Annotated in this window: 21 protein-coding genes; 11 read left to right on the plus strand and 10 right to left on the minus strand. The window is 65.0% G+C overall.

Annotation, left to right across the window (positions count from 1 at the left end; all coding sequences use genetic code 11):
- Position 1: 1 nt before the first annotated feature.
- Entirely contained in the window at positions 2 to 436 is a 435-nt protein-coding gene (gene rpsF, locus C8J42_RS03920; RefSeq protein WP_056050884.1) for a 30S ribosomal protein S6, read from the minus strand.
- A 160-nt stretch (positions 437 to 596) separates the two neighbouring features.
- Positions 597 to 956 carry an RcnB family protein gene (locus C8J42_RS03925; protein WP_133018927.1) on the minus strand — a complete coding sequence of 120 codons (360 nt, stop codon included), beginning with the start codon at positions 954 to 956 and terminating at the stop codon, positions 597 to 599.
- A gap of 199 nt (positions 957 to 1,155) precedes the next feature.
- Between C8J42_RS03925 and fabD the strand changes: the two genes are divergently transcribed.
- The 6 genes from fabD to mltG all read left to right on the plus strand — a co-directional run bounded on the left by fabD (position 1,156) and on the right by mltG (position 6,057).
- Positions 1,156 to 2,115, plus strand: coding sequence for an ACP S-malonyltransferase (gene fabD / locus C8J42_RS03930; protein ID WP_133018928.1), 960 nt, complete (start codon positions 1,156 to 1,158; stop codon positions 2,113 to 2,115).
- A gap of 33 nt (positions 2,116 to 2,148) precedes the next feature.
- Positions 2,149 to 2,577, plus strand: coding sequence for a GxxExxY protein (locus tag C8J42_RS03935; RefSeq protein WP_133018929.1), 429 nt, complete (start codon positions 2,149 to 2,151; stop codon positions 2,575 to 2,577).
- A 3-nt stretch (positions 2,578 to 2,580) separates the two neighbouring features.
- Positions 2,581 to 3,318, plus strand: a complete 738-nt coding sequence (gene fabG, locus C8J42_RS03940; protein ID WP_133018930.1) for a 3-oxoacyl-[acyl-carrier-protein] reductase — start codon at positions 2,581 to 2,583, stop codon at positions 3,316 to 3,318.
- A gap of 77 nt (positions 3,319 to 3,395) precedes the next feature.
- A complete protein-coding gene (locus tag C8J42_RS03945) occupies positions 3,396 to 3,632 on the plus strand; it encodes an acyl carrier protein (RefSeq protein WP_031393971.1) in 237 nt (78 codons plus the stop codon).
- Between the two features lie 121 nt (positions 3,633 to 3,753).
- Positions 3,754 to 5,016 (plus strand): beta-ketoacyl-ACP synthase II, encoded by a 1,263-nt coding sequence (gene fabF, locus C8J42_RS03950; RefSeq protein WP_133018931.1) that lies wholly within the window; start codon positions 3,754 to 3,756, stop codon positions 5,014 to 5,016.
- A gap of 72 nt (positions 5,017 to 5,088) precedes the next feature.
- Positions 5,089 to 6,057, plus strand: a complete 969-nt coding sequence (gene mltG, locus C8J42_RS03955) for an endolytic transglycosylase MltG (protein ID WP_133018932.1) — start codon at positions 5,089 to 5,091, stop codon at positions 6,055 to 6,057.
- Between the two features lie 183 nt (positions 6,058 to 6,240).
- Here mltG and eda read toward each other — a convergent pair whose 3' ends face one another.
- The 8 genes from eda to C8J42_RS03995 all read right to left on the minus strand — a co-directional run bounded on the left by eda (position 6,241) and on the right by C8J42_RS03995 (position 13,746).
- Entirely contained in the window at positions 6,241 to 6,861 is a 621-nt protein-coding gene (eda, locus tag C8J42_RS03960) for a bifunctional 4-hydroxy-2-oxoglutarate aldolase/2-dehydro-3-deoxy-phosphogluconate aldolase (protein WP_133018933.1), read from the minus strand.
- Entirely contained in the window at positions 6,858 to 7,826 is a 969-nt protein-coding gene (gene glk, locus C8J42_RS03965) for a glucokinase (protein WP_133018934.1), read from the minus strand. The genes eda and glk overlap by 4 nt, the downstream gene beginning before the upstream one ends.
- A 115-nt stretch (positions 7,827 to 7,941) precedes the next feature.
- The gene (edd, locus tag C8J42_RS03970; RefSeq protein ID WP_133018935.1) at positions 7,942 to 9,756 is read right to left on the minus strand and encodes a phosphogluconate dehydratase; all 1,815 of its coding nucleotides are present in this window, start codon (positions 9,754 to 9,756) and stop codon (positions 7,942 to 7,944) included.
- 2 nt (positions 9,757 to 9,758) lie between these two features.
- A complete protein-coding gene (gene pgl, locus C8J42_RS03975) occupies positions 9,759 to 10,463 on the minus strand; it encodes a 6-phosphogluconolactonase (RefSeq protein WP_056062623.1) in 705 nt (234 codons plus the stop codon).
- 166 nt (positions 10,464 to 10,629) lie between these two features.
- Complete coding sequence (gene zwf / locus C8J42_RS03980; protein ID WP_133018936.1) at positions 10,630 to 12,093, minus strand: glucose-6-phosphate dehydrogenase; 1,464 nt, start codon at positions 12,091 to 12,093, stop codon at positions 10,630 to 10,632.
- Between the two features lie 45 nt (positions 12,094 to 12,138).
- A complete protein-coding gene (gene argC, locus C8J42_RS03985; protein ID WP_133018937.1) occupies positions 12,139 to 13,062 on the minus strand; it encodes an N-acetyl-gamma-glutamyl-phosphate reductase in 924 nt (307 codons plus the stop codon).
- Entirely contained in the window at positions 13,059 to 13,262 is a 204-nt protein-coding gene (locus tag C8J42_RS03990) for a hypothetical protein (RefSeq protein ID WP_243644054.1), read from the minus strand. Before C8J42_RS03990 ends, argC begins: the two co-directional genes overlap by 4 nt.
- Positions 13,263 to 13,404: 142 nt before the next feature.
- The gene (locus C8J42_RS03995; RefSeq protein WP_133019221.1) at positions 13,405 to 13,746 is read right to left on the minus strand and encodes a MarR family transcriptional regulator; all 342 of its coding nucleotides are present in this window, start codon (positions 13,744 to 13,746) and stop codon (positions 13,405 to 13,407) included.
- Between the two features lie 246 nt (positions 13,747 to 13,992).
- Here C8J42_RS03995 and secG point away from each other — a divergent pair, with 246 nt between their 5' ends.
- The 5 genes from secG (at position 13,993) to panB (ending at position 20,216) form a co-directional block, all read left to right on the plus strand.
- Complete coding sequence (secG, locus tag C8J42_RS04000) at positions 13,993 to 14,388, plus strand: preprotein translocase subunit SecG (RefSeq protein ID WP_133018938.1); 396 nt, start codon at positions 13,993 to 13,995, stop codon at positions 14,386 to 14,388.
- Positions 14,389 to 14,473: 85 nt separating this feature from the next.
- Positions 14,474 to 16,108, plus strand: coding sequence for a CTP synthase (locus C8J42_RS04005; RefSeq protein WP_060526950.1), 1,635 nt, complete (start codon positions 14,474 to 14,476; stop codon positions 16,106 to 16,108).
- A gap of 123 nt (positions 16,109 to 16,231) precedes the next feature.
- A complete protein-coding gene (locus C8J42_RS04010) occupies positions 16,232 to 18,673 on the plus strand; it encodes a TonB-dependent receptor (protein ID WP_133018939.1) in 2,442 nt (813 codons plus the stop codon).
- A 199-nt stretch (positions 18,674 to 18,872) separates the two neighbouring features.
- Entirely contained in the window at positions 18,873 to 19,307 is a 435-nt protein-coding gene (locus C8J42_RS04015; protein ID WP_243644056.1) for a hypothetical protein, read from the plus strand.
- 48 nt (positions 19,308 to 19,355) lie between these two features.
- On the plus strand, positions 19,356 to 20,216 hold the full coding sequence (gene panB / locus C8J42_RS04020; protein ID WP_133018940.1) for a 3-methyl-2-oxobutanoate hydroxymethyltransferase: 861 nt from the start codon (positions 19,356 to 19,358) through the stop codon (positions 20,214 to 20,216).
- Positions 20,217 to 20,285 lie beyond the last annotated feature (69 nt).

Raw genomic sequence — 20,285 nt, forward strand, 5'->3', positions numbered from 1 at the left:
TTTATTCAGCTCCCTCTTCGCGGTCACGACGGGGACCACGGTCCGGACGATCGCCACGATCGGGACGGCCCTCACGGCCACCTTCACGGTCGCCACGACGCTCGCGGTCACGATCCTGCTTGCGCATCATCACGGTCGGGCCCTCTTCGAGGGTGTCGACCTTGACCGTCATGTAACGGATGATGTCTTCGTTGATCTGGGTCTGGCGCTCCAGCTCTGCGATCACGCTGCCCGGGGCATCGATCTCGAGCATGACATAGTGCGCCTTGCGGTTCTTGGCGATCTTGTACGCCAGCGAACGCAGGCCCCAGTTCTCGGTCTTTACGACCCGACCTTCGTTGTCGTTCACGATCTTGGTGGCGATTTCCGCCAGTGCGTCCACCTGCGCTTGTGCCAGATCCTGGCGCGCAAGGAACACGTGCTCGTAAAGAGCCATGTCTTGTCCTTCGTCTTGGCCGATCGCTGATACACGCCCCATGCGTGCACCCCTCCGGCTGTCGTCTAGAATGCAAACAGGGGCGAGAGACGCGAATCTCTCACCCCGGTTGCAGAGGGCCTTACCCGTTTATCGGGGAAAGGCAAGGTAATGGTAGATGTTACCGGAACGCGCCGCCACGAACCTGGACCACGTTGCCGCGACCGTCGATCAGGATCGCGTCACGACCCGAGCGAACCCACTGGTGTGCGCGGGGCGGGGGTGCAAGGCGATAGTTGCGGTACGTCGTGATCACCCGGTAGTCCTGCGCCTGGCGACGATCGAAGCGCTGGCCGGCGCGCCAGTTGCGATACTGCGGCGTTCGGACGACGGTGCGCTTGGTGACGACGGTGCGGCCGTTGTTATCGTTGTGGCGCACGGTGGTGACTTCGCGACGCTGCTGCGCTTCGGCAGGCGCTGCGGCGAGCAGTGGGCTGGCGACGAGGGTAGCGGCAAGTGCGCCGAGGATGAACTTCTTCATGATAATCTCCCGTTGAAAACACGGCGCCGTTGCTGCGGCGTCCTCCATAATCTGGGAGCCGATTGTCGCAGGCGATTGTCGCAAGGTCGGCGAAATGGTCGCATATTGTCGCAAGGCCGCGAGGTTCGTTCAGGTTGCAACTCGACGCGCACCTTTATAGGCCCCGCGCTCAAACGAAACTCAACACAGAGGAGAGGCCATGCGCGCGTTCATCTTCCCCGGCCAGGGGAGCCAGTCTGTCGGCATGGGCAAGGCGCTCGCCGACGCCAGTGCCACCGCCCGCGAGGTGTTCGCCGAAGTCGACGAGGCGCTCGGCCAGCACCTGTTCCGGCTGATGAGCGAAGGGCCCGCCGACGACCTGCTCCTCACCGAGAACGCCCAGCCAGCGATCATGGCGAACGCGATCGCCACCTTGCGCGTCGCCGAGAAGGAAGGCGGCATCCGCCTCGCCGACAAGGCGGATTATGTCGCTGGCCACAGTCTCGGCGAATACACCGCCTTATGCGCCGCCGGTGCGCTCGACCTGTCGACCACCGCTCGCCTCCTGAAACTCCGCGGCCGTGCGATGCAAGCGGCGGTCCCGGTAGGCGAGGGCGCGATGGCCGCGCTGCTCGGCACCGACCTCGAAAAGGCGCAGCTGATCGCCGGCGCCGCGGTCGACGCGATCCTCGCGGAGGGCGGCCCCGAACTGATCTGCACCGTCGCCAACGACAACGATCCGTCGCAGGTCGTCATCTCCGGCCACCGCCTCGCCATCGAAAAGGCGATCGCGCTGGCCAAGGACCTCGGCGCCAAGCGCGCGGTGTTGCTCCCCGTCTCCGCACCGTTCCACTGTCCGCTAATGCAGCCCGCCGCCGAAGCGATGGAGGCCGCGCTTCTAGACGCCGACCTCCGCGCGCCTCTGGTCCCGGTCTTCGCCAACGTAGACGCGACCGCCGTCGCCGACCCTAGCGCGGTCCGTCACCTTCTGGTGCAACAGGTCACCGGCATGGTCCGCTGGCGCGAATCGGTCTTAGCGATGCACGCGGCGGGCGTTGACCACTTCGTCGAATTCGGAGGCAAGGTCCTCGGCCCCATGGTCAAGCGCATCACCCCCGACGTCGAAACGACGAGCGTCATCACCATGGACGACATCGAGGAACTCGTGAAGAAGATGTGATCATGCGGAGACGCGGAGCCGCGGAGAGAAGATTTGAGAGATATCGATCAGATCAGTGGTGATGTGCTCGATCTCTCACTTCGCATCCACCGCGAGCTGGGTCCGGGTCTTCTCGAAAGCGTCTACGAGCTGGTCTTGGCGGGTAAGCTCGCCGGTCTGGGTTACCACGTGGCGCGGCAGCGACCGGTAGACATCGAGTTTGACGGCATGCGCTTCGAAGCGGCCTTCAGAATCGATCTGCTGGTTGATGAACGCCTTCTCGTTGAAATCAAATCGGTAGAGCAGCTGACCGCAGTCCACGGCAAACAATTGCTGACTTATCTACGCCTCACCAAGCAGCCCGTCGGGTTGCTTATCAATTTCGGTGGCGCGACGCTCAAGGAAGGAGTGCGACGGATCGTAAACGACCATCGCCCCTCCGCGGCTCCGCGTCTCCGCGTGAACAACCTTCTTGGAGACTGACCAATGTTCGACCTCACAGGCATGACCGCACTCGTCACCGGGGCATCCGGCGGGATCGGGTCCGAGATCGCCAAGGCCCTGGCCGCGCAAGGCGCTCGCCTGGCCGTATCCGGCTCCAACGCCGACAAGCTCGAAGCATTCCGCGCCACGCTGAACGGCGACCACGTCGCGCTCCCCTGCAACCTTTCCGACGCCGCTGCCGTCGACGCGCTCGTCCCACAGGCAGTGGAGAAGCTCGGCAAGCTCGACATCCTCGTCAACAACGCCGGTGTCACGCGCGACAATCTCGCGATGCGGATGAAGGACGACGAGTGGGACAGCGTCATCCGCGTCAATCTCGAGGCCGCGTTCCGCCTCATGCGCGCCGCCGCCAAGCCGATGATGAAGGCAAGGTTCGGGCGGATGATCTCGGTGACCTCGATCGTCGGCGTCACCGGCAATCCCGGCCAGGCGAACTACGCCGCATCGAAGGCGGGCCTGATCGGCATGTCGAAATCGATGGCGCAGGAACTCGCCAGCCGCGGTGTCACCGTCAACTGTGTCGCGCCCGGTTTCATCACCTCGCCGATGACCGACGCGCTGCCCGAGGCGCAGAAGACCGCGCTCACCGCGAAGATTCCGGCCGGCCGCCTCGGCGAAGGCGCAGACATCGGCGCGGCGATCGTGTACCTTGCCAGCCGTGAAGCCGGCTACGTCACGGGACAAACCGTGCACGTGAACGGCGGGATGGCGATGATCTGAACTTGCGCGCTGAACTGCCGCGTTCTAGGTGCGTTCAGGAAATACCGAAAACCCCCAGATTTGAAGAGGGAACTACCATGAGCGAGACCGCTGACCGCGTGAAGAAAATCGTCGTCGAGCATCTCGGCGTCGAAGCCGACAAAGTGACCGAGGACGCGAGCTTCATCGACGACCTGGGCGCAGACAGCCTCGACATCGTCGAACTCGTCATGGCGTTCGAGGAAGAGTTCGGTGTCGAGATCCCCGATGATGCCGCCGAGAAGATTGCGACCGTCAAGGACGCGATCACTTACATCGACGAGCACAAGGCCTGATCAGGGTCTAGGGTTCAAACTTTTGGACCTGCCCTGAAGGGTGTGATTTGAGCGGCTCCCCGTCCTTGGGCAAAGAGGGCGGGGAGCCGTTTCGTTTTGAGAGCAGACGGAGTTTGAAGCCATGCGGCGTGTCGTCGTAACCGGGCTAGGCCTGGTCACCCCCCTGGGGGCGGATGTTGAAACGGCCTGGGCGAATATCCTCGCCGGAAAGTCGGGCGCGGGCCCGATCACGCGCTTCGACGCGTCGGATCAGGTGTGCCGCATCGCCTGCGAGGTGAAGCCGGCCGACCACGAATATGGCTTCGATCCGGGCAAGCGCGTCGACCACAAGGTCCAGCGCCAGGTCGATCCGTTCATCATCTACGGCATCGACGCCGCTGGTCAGGCGCTTGAAGACGCTGGGCTGACCGAGATGACGCTCGAAGAGAGCTGGCGTGCCGGCGTCTCGATCGGCTCGGGCATCGGCGGCCTGCCGGGTATCGAGAGCGAATCGATCGTGCTCCACACCAAGGGGCCGCGTCGCGTGTCGCCGCACTTCGTCCATGGCCGCCTGATCAACCTGATCTCGGGCCAGGTCTCGATCAAATACGGCCTGCGCGGTCCGAATCACGCGGTCGTCACCGCCTGCTCGACCGGCGCGCACGCGATCGGCGACGCCGCGCGGATGATCGCGATGGATGATGCCGACGTAATGCTCGCGGGCGGCGCGGAGGGCACGGTCTGCCCGCTCGGCATCGCCGGGTTCGCACAGGCCCGCGCGCTGTCGACCAACTTCAACGATTCGCCCGAAAAGGCGTCGCGTCCTTACGACAAGGACCGCGACGGCTTCGTGATGGGCGAGGGGGCTGGCGTCTTGGTGCTCGAGGAATACGAGCACGCCAAGGTACGTGGCGCGAAGATGTATGCCGAGGTGATCGGCTACGGTCTGTCGGGCGATGCGTATCACGTGACGGCACCGCATCCGGAAGGTGACGGCGCGTTCCGCTCGATGCAGATGGCGATCAAGAAGTCGGGCCTCGCGCTCGAGGACATCGACTACATCAACGCGCACGGTACCTCGACGCCGCTGGGCGACGAGCTCGAATTGGGCGCGGTTCGTCGCCTGTTCGGCGATGCGATTTCGGGTCTGTCGATGTCGTCGACCAAGTCGGCGATCGGCCATCTGCTCGGCGGCGCCGGCGCGGTCGAGAGCATCTTCTGCATCCTCGCGCTGCGCGACCAGATCGTCCCGCCGACGCTGAACCTCGACAATCCGAGCGACAGCTGCGTCGGGGTCGACCTCGTCCCGCACGTAGCCAAGAAGCGTGAAGTCCGCGCGGTGCTGAACAACTCGTTCGGCTTCGGCGGCACCAACGCCTCGCTGGTGATGACGAAGGTCCGCTAAAAAACCTTGTTCCCCCGCGAAGGCGGGGGCCCAGACTGGGTCCCCGCCTTCGCGGGGATCCAAGGAGTATCAATGCGCAAGGTCGGCTGTTTCGGACTCGTCTTAGGCCTGGCGGCAGTCGTAGCGCTGTTCCTGGTCGTACAAGGCTGGGGCGGGGCAGGCCCGGCCCCGCGCACGCTGACCGTGCAGATCGGCGAAGGCAGCACGCTAGCCGGCGCTGCCACCGAACTCGAAAAGGCCGGTGCGATCCCCTCGGCCCGCCGCTTCCGCTTGTATGCGCGGGTCTTCGGCTCGGGCGATCCGATCAAGGCGGGCGAATACCGCATTGCGCCGCACGCCAGCCAGTCCGACATCCTCAAGCTGATGCAGGGCGGCAAGGTCGTCCAGCGCCTCGTCGTCGTCCCCGAAGGCTATCCCTCGGTCTTGGTCCACGACGCGCTGGCGAAGGCGGACGGCCTGACCGGCACCGTGCCCGTTCCGGCGGAAGGCTCGATTCTCCCCGACAGCTACGCCTTCCAGGCGGGCGACACCCGCGCATCGGTCGTCTCGCGGATGCAGGCGGCGATGAAGACGTATCTCGCTCAGGCCTGGGCCGCGCGCCGGCCGGGCATCGCAGTGACTACCCCCGAACAGGCGATCATCCTCGCCTCGATCGTCGAGAAGGAAACCGGCAAGCCCTCCGAACGCCGCACCGTCGCCGCGGTCTACGGCAATCGCCTGCGCAACGGCATGCCGCTCCAGGCGGACCCGACGGTGATTTACCCGATCACCAAGGGCCGTCCGCTAGGCCGCCGCATCCTGCGGTCGGAACTGCACGCGAAGAACGGCTACAACACCTATGCCGAGGCGGGCCTGCCGGTCGGCCCGATCGCCAATCCCGGCCGCGCCTCGATCGACGCGGTGCTCGATCCGGCGCAGACCCAGGCGCTCTACTTCGTAGCGGACGGCACCGGAGGCCACGTGTTCGCGAACACGCTGGCCGAACACAACGCCAACGTGAAGAAATGGTACGCGATCCGCAAAGCCCGCGGCGAAATGTAGCCACCGTCCGGCCCCCTCCCTGAAAGGGAGGGGTAGGGGGTGGGTTGGTCTGCAACTGCCGGAGCGTCCGCCAAGCGGCCGACCCACCCCCGGCCCCTCCCTTCCAGGGAGGGGTGAAGAAGATCAGCCCCTCCTTCCAGGAGGAAGGAAGAAGATCAGCCCTTCCTTCCGGGAGGGGAAAGCCTACCCCCGCAAAGCGTTAGCCGCACGTGCCTTGATCTCGATCTCCGCCATCGTCCCGCCGGTCACCCAGCTCCCGCCCACGCAGAGCACCGGCTTGAACGCCAGCCACTCGGGCGCGCTTGCCTCGGTGATGCCGCCGGTCGGGCAGAAGCTGCACTGGTAGAACGGCGCGGCCAAGGCCTTCAGCGCTTTCAATCCGCCATTCGCCTCGGCCGGGAAGAACTTGAAGTGCGTCAGCCCAAGGTCGAGCCCGGTCATGATGTCCGCCGCGTTGGCGATCCCCGGCAGGAACGGAATACCGCTCTCGATGATCGGCGTGGCGAGGCGTTCGGTCAGGCCCGGCGAGACGATGAACTCCGCGCCAGCATCGCGGACCTGCGTGAACTGCTGCGTATTGACGACGGTGCCCGCGCCGACGATCGCGCCCGGCACCTTCTTCATCTCGGCAATGGCTTCGAGCGCGGCGCCAGTGCGCAACGTCACCTCGAGTACGCGCAACCCGCCCGCGACGAGCGCCTCAGCGAGCGGACGGGCAAGTGCGGCGTCCTCGATTACCAGCACCGGAATGACGGCGCTGGTCTGCATGATGTCTGCGATAGTGACGGTCGAGTTGGCGGTCATTGGGTATGTTCCTGTGCGAAGGCGGCCGCGGCGCCGAACAGGCCGGGCTGGGGATGGGTGATGAGCTTGACGGGCATCGCTGCCATCATGCCCTGGAAGCGGCCCTTGGCGACAAAGCGCTGGTCGAAGCCCGAGCGAATCAGGCGATCCTTGATCCGGAAGCCGAGCCCGCCCGCGATCACGACCGCCTTGGCACCCTGTGCGAGCGCCAGATCGCCCGCTACCGCGCCGAGCGCGAGGCAGAAGCGGTCGAGCGCGGCGAGCGCGATCGAATCGGTGCCGTCGATCGCCTCGGTCCAGATCGTCTTGTCGTCCTGGCTGGGAACCGCGCGGCCCTCTAGTGCGGCAAGCGTCTCGTAGATCGCAACTATGCCGGGCCCCGCGACGACCCGCTCGGCGGAAACGCGCGTGAAGGTTTTCCGCAGGCGGCTCAGCAACGCATCTTCGATTCCGTCGAGTGGGGCGAAGTCCATGTGGCCACCCTCGGTCTCGAGGACTTGGTAGCCGTTTTTCCGGCGCAGCAACTGCGCGACGCCGAGCCCGGTGCCGGGGCCGCAGATCGTAGTGATGCCCTCGGAGGGCAGCGGCGTATCGGGCCCGCAGAGATGGATGAAGTCGCTGCTCGGCACCTGCGCGACGGCATGACCGACCGCGCCGAAATCGTTGACGACCACCCACTGGTCCGCCTTCAGCCGCTCGGTGATCAGCGACTTGCGGATGATCCACGGGTTGTTGGTGAGGCGAATGACATCGTTCGCGACCGGCGACGCGACCGCGATCGCGAGCGCGCGGGGGAGGGGGCGGCCGAGCCCCGCCTCGAACGCCTGATACGCGGTCTGAAGCGACGCGTGGTCCGCGGTCTTCAGCGTCGCCGGCTCGCCGAGCGACACGACGCGGCCGTTCTCGACCTCGGCGATCGCGAAGCGGGCATGCGTTCCGCCGATATCTGCCGCTACGATTTCCATTCGTCTCTCCCGATCCTCGATATCTTTATACCCGTTCGTCCTGAGCGAAGTCGAAGGACCGCTTGCTTGGGGCATGTCCTTCGACTTCGCTCAGGACGAACGGCAGGTAGGAATGCTAAAGCCCCGCGCCCGCCAGCATCGCTGACGCACCCTTTTCGGCCTCGTCGGCAAGCCCGCGGAACATCCCGAACAGCTCGCGTCCCATGCCGCTTACCGGTGGCGGAACCGCGACCATCTTGCGCGTCGCCCACACGTCCGCGTCGACCAGAGCCTCCAGCGTCCCGTTGACCGCATCGACCCGGATCATGTCGCCATCACGGATCAACCCGATCGCGCCGTCGAGTAGAGCCTCGGGCGAGCAATGGATCGCGCAAGGCACTTTCCCGCTCGCCCCCGACATCCGCCCATCAGTGACCAGCGCCACCTTGAACCCGCGATTCTGCAACACCCCCAGCGGCGGCGTGAGCTTGTGCAATTCGGGCATCCCGTTCGCGCGCGGCCCCTGGAACCGGACGACGACGACGACGTCCTTTTCCAACTCGCCCCGCTTGAACGCCTCGATCACGTCCAACTGGTCGTTGAACACCACCGCAGGCGCCTCCACGATCCACCGCTCCCGCTCGACCGCCGACACCTTGATGCACGCGCGGCCTATATTGCCCGCGAGAATCCGCATGCCACCATCCGGAGAGAACGGCGCGGTCGCAGGACGAAGGATCGTCTCGTCGCCGCTGTCGGGCGTATCGCGCCAGCCGAGCGTGTCGTTCTCGACGAACGCGGTCTTGGCATAGGCCGACAGGTCTTCCCCACCGATCGTCATGATATCGCCGTGCAACAACCCTTCGCCGAGCAGCTCGCGGATCACATAGGGCATGCCGCCAGCAGCCTCGAACGCGTTCACGTCCGCCGAACCGTTGGGATAGACGCGCGCGATCAGCGGGACCGCGCAGGAGAGGCGGTCGAAATCCTCCCAGTCGATGATGATCCCCGCCGCACGCGCGATAGCAGGCACGTGGAGCAAGTGATTGGTGGAACCACCCGTCGCGAGCAGGCCAACCGCGGCGTTCACGATCGCCTTCTCGTCGACGCAATGCCCGAGCGGTCGATACGAATCGCCACGCGCACCGATCTTCGCCAGCCGGTGCACCGCCGCCCGCGTCAGTTCCTGCCGCAGCTTGGTGCCCGGATTGACGAACGCCGCGCCCGGCATGTGGAGGCCCATAACCTCCATCATCATCTGGTTGGTGTTCGCCGTGCCGTAGAAGGTGCACGTGCCCTTCGAATGATACGCGCCGATCTCGGCTTCGAGCAGCTCGTCGCGCCCGACCAGCCCCTCGGCGAATTTTTCGCGGACGGCAGCCTTCGCCTTGTTGGGAAGCCCGGTCGGCATCGGCCCGCCGGGGATCAGCACCATCGGCAGATGCCCGAAGCGCAGCGCACCCATCAGCAGGCCCGGCACGATCTTGTCGCAGATCCCCAGCAGCGCCGCGCCCTCGAACGTGCCGTGCGACAAGGCAATCGCGGTGCTCAGCGCAATCGTGTCGCGGCTGAACAGCGACAGCTCCATCCCCGGATAGCCCTGCGTAACGCCGTCGCACATCGCCGGCACGCCGCCCGCGACCTGCGCGGTAGCGCCGGCCTCGCGTGCCCAGATCTTCATCAGCTCGGGGTAGCGATAATAGACAGCGTGTGCGGACAGCATGTCGTTATACGCGGTGACGATGCCGATGTTCATGCCGGCATCGGCCTTCATCGCGTCGCGGTCTTCCTCGGTCCCGGCATAGGCGTGCGCTAGGTTCGCGCAGCCCAGACCCGGACGACGGACCTGCGCCGCCGCCTCGCGCTCGATCAGCGCGAGATAGGCGGCGCGGCTGTCGCGCGAGCGTTCGATGATCCGGTCGGTGACCGCGGAGACGACGGCGTTCAGCATCGTCACGGCGCCCAGTGCACGTCGACCGGCAGCTCGACCTCAGCGAGCACGCGGCCGATCGGATAGGACGACGACGGCCCCTGTTCGATCGCCTGCTCGAGCACCTTCTTCTTCGCGTCGCCGGTGATCATGATCATCAGCGCCTTCGACGAAGCGATCGCCGCGGCCGACAACGTCACACGTGCGAGGGGCGCTTCGGGCGGGAGCGGATCGGGCATCACGCCGAGCGCACGACGCTCTTTCGGACCGCTCAATGCCTCGTCGTAATCGGGACCGGGGAAGATCGACGCGGTATGCCCGTCGCCGCCCATGCCGAGCAGACAGAAGTCGAGCGGCCAGTGCAGGTCCTGCATCAGCGCATCCGCCGAACGACCCGCAGCCTTGTAGTCCGACATCGCCTCGGGAACGATCGGCTTCACGCGCGCACCCTTGGGGAGGAAGATCTTCGCCAACGCGGTCACGTTCGACAGCGGATCGCCAAGCTTCACGATCCGCTCGTCGCCGGGGATGATCGTGACCTTCTTCCAGTCGAGCTTCGCCTGGGCGAGCTTCTCATACGCAGCGAACGGCGTTTTGCCGCCCGCCAGCGCGATCACCGCCGAGCCGCGCGCGTCGAGCGCACTCTCGATGACGAACTGGATATCACCCGCAACCGCGTTGGCGAGTTCGCCCGCGTCGTCATATTCCCACCATTCGATTTCGGTCATAAACTTGAACTCACTCAGAAAATTGCTGCTAAAAATGCCGTTCGTGCCGAGTTGGGATCAAGCGAAGCCGAGAGCCCATATCGAGGTACAATGCCACAATCGGGCCGATCCCTCGATACGCCTTCTCGACTTCGCTCGAAGGCTACTCGGGACGAACGGGGAAAACTCAGTCGTCCTGCCAGGTCACGCCGTCACGCTCGGTCAGCGCGATCGCCGCCGACGGACCCCAGCTGCCCGACGCATAGCTCTTGGGCTTCATCGCGTTTGCCTTCCAGCCCTCGCGGATCGCGTCGATCCAGGTCCATTGCGCCTCGACCTCGTCACGCCGCACGAACAGCGTCTGGTCGCCCTCGATCAGGTCGAGCAGCAGCCGCTCATACGCGATCCGCCGACGCGAGCCGGCGAATTCGGCGTCCATGCTGAGGTTCAACGGTACTTCGCGCAGGCGGACGCCGTCGCGGTCGAGGCCGGGCTCCTTCGCCATCACCAGCAGCTGGATATATTCCTCCGGCTGCAGGCGGATGATGAGCATGTTGGGCTGGAGCAAGCCGCCACGCCCGGCGAACATCGAATGCGGCACCGCCTTGAACTGGATCGCGATCTCGCTGCGGCGCGTCGCCATGCGCTTGCCGGTGCGCAGGTAGAACGGCACGCCCTGCCAGCGCCAATTGTCGACATGCGCCTTGATCGCGACGAATGTCTCCGTGGTCGACGGCTTCCCCAGTTCGTCGGAGTAGCTCTTGACGATCTTCCCCTTCACCGCGCCGTCGGCATATTGCCCCGTCACTGTAACGTGGGGCACTTCCTCGGGCTTGATCAGCCGCAACGAACGGAAAACCTTCGACTTTTCGTCGCGGACATCGGTGCCCTCAAACCGTGCAGGCGGCTCCATCGCGATCAGCGCGAGCAGCTGCAACATGTGGTTGGCGACCATGTCGCGCAGTGCACCCGCCGTCTCGTAATAGCCCGCGCGATCTTCCAGCCCGACCGTTTCGGAGATCGTGATCTGGACGTTGTCGATGCCTTGCGCATTCCACACCGGCTCGAAGAACGAATTGCCAAAGCGCAACGCGAGGATGTTCTGGACGGTTTCCTTGCCGAGATAATGATCGATTCGATAGGTCCGGTCTTCCGGAAAAGCCTTCGCCACGGAATCGTTGATCTCGCGGCTGGTCTCCAGGTCGTAGCCGAGCGGCTTCTCAAGGCCGACACGGACCGTCTCGCCAGCAAGCCCGACCTTGTGCAACCCTTCGATGGCCGATTCGAACAGCGAGGGCGCGGTCGACAGATAGATCGCCAGCCCGCCCGAGATATCGCCGATCTTGTCCGCCAGCGGCTGGAAGCTCGCCGGATCGGACAGGTCGGTTGGCTGATAGAAGATTCGGTCGAGGAACGTCCCGATCGCGCCTTCGTCCTTGCGATCCTCGGGCAGGAACTCGTCGAGCGCCTTCTTGGCGAACGTGCGGTAATCCTTGTCGTCATGTTCGTGACGCGCGGCGCCGGTGATCGTCAGTTCCTCGGGCAGCAACCCGTCGGCGTGCAGACCATAGAGCGACGGCAGCAGCATGCGCTGCGCGAGATCGCCGGTCGCGCCGAACAGGAGCAGCTTGGCTACGGGATTACGGTGCATGAAAGCTCCTGGATGTGGCGATGGACCGGGCGGAAGACGCCGGTCCTAGAAAACAAGGCCGGCTACGGGATCGACCCCGGCCATGATGTTGAGGTTCTGGACCGCGGCACCGCCGGCGCCCTTGCCCAGATTGTCGAGCGTCGCGATCAGCCGCGCATGACCGACCGCGTCGTTGCCGCAGACGCGCAGCGTTAGCCGATCGGTCCCAGCGTTCTCCTCGATATCGACCGAGCCGATATCGCCGGGGGCAACCGAGACGAGCTTCGAGCCATCGAATGCGGCGCGCAGCACGTCTTCGATTGCAGCAAGCGTGGAGCGGCGGGATAGGGCGTGGAGGTGCAACGGCACTTCGACGACCATCCCGCGGTAGGTGTTTGCCACCGCAGGCGCGAAGATCGGCGCATGGGTAAGGCCCGCATGCTGCGTCATCTCTGCGATATGCTTGTGCGCGAGGCCTAACGCGTAGGCGCGGAAGGCCGTCGCAGGCTCGCCATTCTCGAACGCGGCGATCATGGCCTTGCCGCCACCCGAATACCCCGAGGTCGCGTTGACGCTGAGCGGGAGATCGGCGGGGATGAGTCCGGCGCTGACCAAAGGCGCGACGAGCGCTAGGAAACCGGTGGGGTAGCAGCCGGGGTTCGACACGCGCATCGCGGTCGCGACCTTCTCCGCCTGGCCCGGCAATTCAGGGAAGCCGTAGGTCCAGCCAGCGGCGACGCGGTGTGCGCTCGATGCGTCGATGACCCGCGTGCGGGTATTGTCGATCAGCGTGACCGCTTCGCGCGACGCTTCGTCCGGCAAGCAGAGGATCACGAAATCGGCGTCGTTCAGCGCCTCGCGCCGAGCCGCCGGATCCTTGCGACGATCCTCAGGCAGCAGCGCCAGCGTGATGTCGGTCCGCCCGGCAAGCCGTTCGCGGATCTCGAGGCCGGTGGTGCCGACCGCGCCATCAATGAAGACCGTGGTCATGCCGCGTCCGTCGTCGAAAGGTCGAGTGCAGCGGCTTCGACATAGCCGACCAGTCCGCTGGGGCGCGCGACGCCCCATGCGGAAACGCCGGCAATTTCCAGCACTTCGAAACTGTCGCCAGGGTTGAGGTCGACCATCGTATCGCTCGCTTCGTCTCGTCCGCTGCGCAACAAAGCTGTGCGCGCGACGGCCCGTATCATCGGCACGGCATAGTGTGGAGCGAATACGTATTCGGCGAGGCGAATGTCGGCGATATCGCGGCGAACCGCGTGGGTGCGCGGGTCAAGGTCGACCGAGCGGCCCGTTAGCGAAAAGCTCGTACGGGCTTGGTCGTCGAATGGCTCAAGCGTGAGCGGCTGCGCGACCGCCAGATCCGTTGGAACCAGCTGGGGCGGGGCCGTCGCCGATGAATTGCCCGAACTCTTCAAGAAAATCTGCCCCTTCGGTCGTGCGCGCGACGAAGATGTTGCGCTTGTCGCTATCGTCGCGTTGCCGGCGCAGATAGCCGAGCGCACCCAATCTGTTCAAGGCGCGCGTGACGACCGGCTTCGATACGTTGAGCGCACGGGCAAGGCCACGCACCGTGTGCGGCCCCGGTTTGAGATAAACGAGCAGAAGAAGCGCCATCTGACGATTGGTCAGATCGGGTTCACCCGAACGGACATAATCCACCAGAGCGGTCATCCAGGTCGATAAGGTATTGGCTGCCATTGATGCCACAGCGTTGATCCGCCATCTGAATTTATGTGCACGATACCCACTCATGAGCGTCATTACGGGGTCTCAACGCCGCCCGGACGTCATGTTTCCGTAGTTTTGCGATTGCCTTGCGATATGCGGAGGCAGCGCCGGGGTTGATCGCCCGGTTGATCGAAACCGCGACGTCGCCTATGTGCGCGCCTTCGCAAAAGTTCCGGGGTTTTCCGCGCAATGTTCGCCTTTCTGCTCGTCATCCACGCGATCATCGCGGCCGCCCTCGTCACGGTGATCCTCATGCAGCGCTCGGAAGGCGGCGGTCTGGGCATGGGCGGCAGTCCGTCGGGCCTGATGTCGGCCCGCGGCGCGGCCGATTTCCTGACCCGCGCGACCGGCGTCCTCGCGACGATGTTCGTGCTGTTCTCGATACTGCTCGCGGTTCTCGCGGCGAATCACCGGACGACCACGATCGACACGTCGCTCGCCCGCACCCCGGCGGCGGCGACGACCGTTCCGACCGCGCAGCCCAAGGGTGATGCGGCTCCGTTCGCCGGTGGTGCCGAGAATGCCGGCGTCCCGGCCGGCACGACCAAGCCCGCCGACAACGGCGCGGTCCCGCTAGCCAACTAAACACTCCATTCGCCGATAAAAGGCCCCTGCGTGATCCGCGGGGCTCTTGTCGTTCGTCCCCAACACACGCTACGAGACTCTTCCCATGGCTCGGTACATTTTCATCACCGGGGGCGTGGTTTCGTCGCTCGGTAAAGGTCTCATGGCGGCATCGCTTGCCGCTCTCCTCCAGGCGCGCGGGTATACCGTCAGGATTCGGAAGTTCGATCCGTATCTGAACGTCGATCCCGGCACGATGTCGCCGTATCAGCACGGCGAGGTCTACGTCACCGACGACGGTGCCGAGACCGATCTCGACCTCGGCCATTACGAGCGCTTCACCGGCGTTCCCTCGCGCCAGTCGGACAACGTGACGAGCGGCCGCATCTATCAGCAGATCATCACCCGCGAGCGTCGCGGCGATTATCTCGGCGCCACCGTCCAGGTCATCCCGCACGTCACCGACGCGATCAAGGCGTTCGCCCGCGCTGAGACCGACGGCATTGACTTCATCCTCTGCGAGATCGGCGGCACCGTCGGCGATATCGAGTCGCTCCCGTTCATCGAAGCGATTCGCCAGCTCAAGAACGAGGAAGGTCGCGGCAACGCGATAAGCATCCACGTGACTCTGGTGCCGTACATCGCCGCCGCCGGCGAGCTGAAGACCAAGCCGACCCAGCATTCGGTCCGCGAGCTCGCCGCACTCGGTGTGCAGCCCGATGTGCTCGTCTGCCGCTGCGAACATCCGCTGCCGCCGTCTGAGCGTGCCAAGATCGCTTTGTTCTGCAACGTGCCCGCCAGCGCGGTCATCCCGGCGCTCGACGCGAAGAGCATCTATGCGGTGCCGCTCCAGTATCACGGCGAAGGCCTCGACATCGAAGTGCTGCGCGCGTTCGGGATCGAGCCTGCCGAGGCGCCGGACCTGTCGCGCTGGACCGAGATCATGGACCGCCTGACCAACCCGCAAGGCGAAGTCACGATCGGCGTGGTCGGCAAATATGTTGGGCTCCAGGACGCGTACAAGTCGCTCAACGAAGCGCTGGTCCATGGCGGCATCGCGAACCGCGTGAAGGTCAACGTCCGCTGGATCGACGCTGAACTATTCGAGAACGCCGAGAGCGACATCGCCGGCCAATTGGAACCCTGCGACGCAATCCTGGTCCCTGGCGCGTTCGGCGAGCGCGGTGCGGAGGGCAAGATCGCGTCCGTGAAGTTCGCCCGCGAGCGGAAGATCCCGTATTTCGGGATCTGCTTCGGGATGCAGATGGCGTGCGTCGAGGGCGCGCGCGATCTCGCCGGCATCCCCAATGCATCGTCGACCGAGTTCGGCCCGACCGACGAACCGGTGGTCGGCATGATCACCGAATGGATGGGCCGCGAAGGCCTCGAGACGCGTGCGGCCGAGGGCGACATGGGCGGCACGATGCGGCTCGGCGCGTATGACGCCAAGCTCGACGGCAACAGCGTGGTAGCCTCGATCTACGGCGGCACCGAGATCTCGGAGCGCCATCGTCACCGTTATGAGGTCAACACCGGCTACAAGGAAGCGCTGGAGCAGGGCGGCCTCGTCTTCTCCGGCATGTCCCCGGACGGCACGCTCCCCGAGATCGTCGAACGTCCCGACCACCCCTGGTTCGTCGGCGTCCAGTTCCACCCGGAACTGAAGTCCAAGCCGTTCGACCCGCATCCCCTGTTCGCGAGCTTCATCGAAGCCGCGGTCAAGCAGAGCCGCTTGGTGTGAAAAACCCTCCCTCCCCGGCGGGAGAGGGAGACAAGTCGCGCTTTCCGCCACCCAAGACATGCTCGCATTGAATATCCCCTGAATTACTAGACTTTGCGCGGCAAGGTTCAGGGGAAAACATTCATGTCGCTTACGCTTGCGCTGTTGCTTGCCGGTCAGGCCGCTACCGTATCAACGCCTGCCGTTCCGCCGCAGACGGCCGCTGGCGAGCAGGCTGACGCACAGGCCAATGGTCGTCTCGGCAACCAGCAGCAGGGCGGGGGCGGGGACGTCGTCGTCACCGCGCGTCGTCGCGCCGAGACGATCCAGACCGTCCCGATCGCGATGTCCGTCATCGGCGGCACCGCGCTCGCCGAAACCGGCGCGTACAACGTCAGTCGCCTGACGCAGCTTCAACCGACCCTGCAATTCTACTCGACCAACCCACGCAATTCCGCTGCCAACATCCGCGGCCTGGGCGCGCCGTTCGGCCTGACCAACGACGGGATCGAGCAGGGCGTCGGCATCTATGTCGACCAAGTCTATTACAGCCGGATCGCCTCGGCGACGTTCGACTTCACCGATACCGAGCGGATCGAGGTCCTCCGCGGGCCCCAGGGCACGCTCTACGGCAAGAACACCACCGCCGGCGCGATCAACATCACGACTCGCAAGCCCAGCTTCACGCCCGAGGCACGGATCGAGCTTACGACCGGCAACTATCAGTTCATCCAGGCCAAGGCGTCGGTGTCGGGCCCGCTGATCCCCGACAAGCTCGCGATCCGGTTGTCTGCCTCGGTGACCGAGCGTGACGGTACGATCCACAACGTCGTGACCGGCAAGAACCTCAACGCACAGGACAATAAGAGCGTCCGCGGACAGCTCTACTGGAAGCCGACCGAGACGCTCGATTTCGCCTTATCGGGCGATTACGGCCAGCAGAACCCCGATTGCTGCGTCCAATATTACGTCCGCACCGGCGCGACTCAACGGCCGTTGATCCGGCAATATGCCGCTCTCGCTGCCGCGCAGGGCTATGTCGTACCATCGACCAACGCGTTCGACCGGGTGACCGATGTCGATACGCCCTTGCGTGCGAAGCAGGAACTGGGCGGCGTCTCGCTGCTCGGCAATCTGGATCTCGGCGCGGCCACGATCACCTCGGTCAGCGCGTGGCGGTTCTGGCACTGGGATCCGTCGAACGATCGCGACTTCATCGGCCTGCCGATCACCACCGTGTCCGCCAATCCGTCGCAACAGACGCAATACAGCCAGGAGCTGCGGATCGCCTCGAACGGCAAGCACACGCTCGATTACGTGCTCGGCGCATTCTACTTCTACCAGACGATCGATACGCAGGGCCTGCAGGTCCAGGGGCCCGCGGCCAGCGCGTTCCTGCTCAACCCGACCAGCACGGGCGGAAAGAATCCGGCCACACTGAACGGCCTGACCGCGCGCAACACCATCGGCTTCAAGAACACCAGCGCGGCGCTGTTCGGCAAGCTGACCTGGAACGTTAGCGACCGGTTCCAGATCACGCCGGGCCTGCGGCTCAACTACGACAAGAAGAAGGGTGACTATGTCTCGGTCGTGACGACGGGAGCCGGCGAACTCGTAACCGGTGAGGCGAGGTTCAACGATCAGCGCGGCGTACTCGCGCCGCAGAGCTACCGGCCCGATTTCGACAATTGGAACCTGTCGGGCGACATCACGGCGGCCTACACCGTGACCTCCGACATCCACGCCTATGCGACTTACGCGCGGAGCTACAAGTCCGGCGGGATCAACCTGTCCGGCCTGCCGCTCGACGGCAGCAACAATCCGATCCTATCGGCGGCCACGGTGAAACCCGAGAAGGTCAATCACTACGAGCTGGGCCTGAAGACGCAGTTCCTGGATCGTCGATTGACGCTCAACCTGGCCGGCTTTTGGACCGAGATCAGCGATTACCAGGCGACCGTCACCAACGGCCAGCTCGGCGTGTTGCGCGGCTATCTCGCCAATGCCGGCAAGGTGCGGACTCGCGGCCTGGAGTTCGATTCGGCCTTCCGCCCCACCGACCGGTTCAGCGTCTACGCCAACGGAGCCTATACCGACGCGAAATACGTGAAGTTCGTCGATGCGCCGTGCCCCCCTGAGCTGTCGGGCGGATCCGCACCGACCGCGACCAGCCTGCCAGGTCCGGCCGGGACGGGGACGGTCAGCCCGGCCAATTGCGACATCTCCGGCCAGCGGCTGCCCGGCGTGTCGAAATGGGCGTTTTCGTACGGCGCCGAATATGATTTGCCGGCCACGATCGGCGGCGTCGATGGTCAGGTGTATCTCGGCTATGACGGCAGCTACCGCTCGACCTTCTCGTCCAACCCGTCGCGCTCGCTCTACACCGACATCAAGGGCTATGCGCTCAGCAACTTCCGCTTGGGATTCAAGGCGAAGGACAGCTGGAACGTGTTTGGCTGGCTGCGTAACGCGTTCGACCACAACTACTATGAAGTGCTCGCGCTTCAGTCCGGCAGCACCGGCTTGGTCGTCGGACAGCCCGGCGATCCGCGTACCTATGGCCTGACCGTGTCGCGATCGTTCTGATCGCGACACGCGTTGCGTCACGACGCGTTCAGGTTGGGCGCGATAGGTGTTGAATACGGTCCGGAGGGACGTCGCAGTCGGAAGCTCCCGATGTCCCTCCGGTTCCGGATCCGAGACATCTTGCCGCATGGCCGCATCCTCTTGCGTGTAGCCTCCACTGCGCGCAGTCTGTTGCCAAGAAACTGGCAGGGGCGGCGACATGTTCTTCGTACGACAGGGGCCCTTGTGGTTTCGCATGACGACAGGCGTGCTCGTTCTCTGGGGGCTCGTCGGCTGTTTCATGTGCCTGCAACAGCTTAGGCTCGGCGCCGATGCGATGGGGCAGTCCAGCGCCTATGACCGCGCGCTCTATGCGACGTTGCCCAACTGGTATGACCCGTTGTTCGCCGTCGCGGTCTTGACCGGACTCGTCGGTGCGGTGCTGCTGTTCATGCGGCGCGCCAGTGCGCGTCCGTTTCTGATCGCATCGCTGGTCGCGACGATCGCGCAGTTCGGCTGGCTGTTCGCCTCGACCGACATCGTCGCGCACAAGGGCGCGACCGAGACGCTGGGCTTGCCCTTCGTCATCATCGCGGTCGCGGCCTTCACGCTCTGGCTCGTCGGCCATGCGCGGCTGAAGGGTTGGGCAGTATGACGCGCACGACACTGGGCGAGCGTGACGCCGCACGCTATTAGCGCCGCCATGTCCACGACCTACACCCTCGACACCGCGACGAGTCGCGCCAACCCGACGCCCGCGCCGCTCAAGCGCCTGACCGTCCCCGCGATCCGCCGCCAGAAGGGCAAGACGCCGCTCGTCATGCTCACCGCCTACACCGTGCGGACAGCGCAGTTGCTCGACCCGCACTGCGACATGCTGCTGGTCGGCGACAGCCTGGGGCAGGTGATCTACGGTTTGCCATCAACGGTGCCCGTCACGCTGGAGATGATGGCGGCGCACGGCGCGGCTGTGGTCCGCGGCAGCTATCATGCGGTGGTCGTCATCGACATGCCGTTCGGCAGTTACGAAGCGTCGCCCGAAAAGGCGTTCGAAAGCGCGGCGTTCCTGCTCAAGCAGACCGGCGCAGCGGCGGTGAAGCTCGAAGGTGGCACCGCGATGGCGCCGACCGTCAAGTTCCTGACCGAGCGTGGTATTCCGGTGATGGGCCATGTCGGCCTTACCCCGCAGGCGGTCAACGTGCTCGGGGGCTACGGCGCCCGCGGTCGTACGCCCGAGGAAGCCGCCAAGATCGTCGCCGACGCGCAGGGCATCGCCGAAGCGGGGGCGTTCGCTTTGGTGATCGAAGGCGTGGTCGAGCCGATCGCGATCGAGATCACCAATACCATCGCCTGCCCGACGATCGGTATCGGTGCATCCGCGCAGTGCGACGGGCAGGTCTTGGTGACCGAGGACATGCTGGGGATGTTCGAGCGGACCGCGAAGTTCGTGAAGCGGTTCGCGGACATCGCCGACACGATTTCCTCCGCGACGCAGACCTATGCGGACGACGTCCGATCGCGCGCGTTTCCGGGCGCTGAGCAGGTCTACGCGCCCAAGGATTGATCCGCTTCCGTTTCGGTCCCGGCGCGGCTAAGGTCCGCGCCGCCCACCCCCTCACTATTTCCGGAGCAT

The organism is Sphingomonas sp. PP-CE-1A-559, from assembly GCF_004340965.1.
Taxonomy (GTDB): domain Bacteria; phylum Pseudomonadota; class Alphaproteobacteria; order Sphingomonadales; family Sphingomonadaceae; genus Sphingomonas.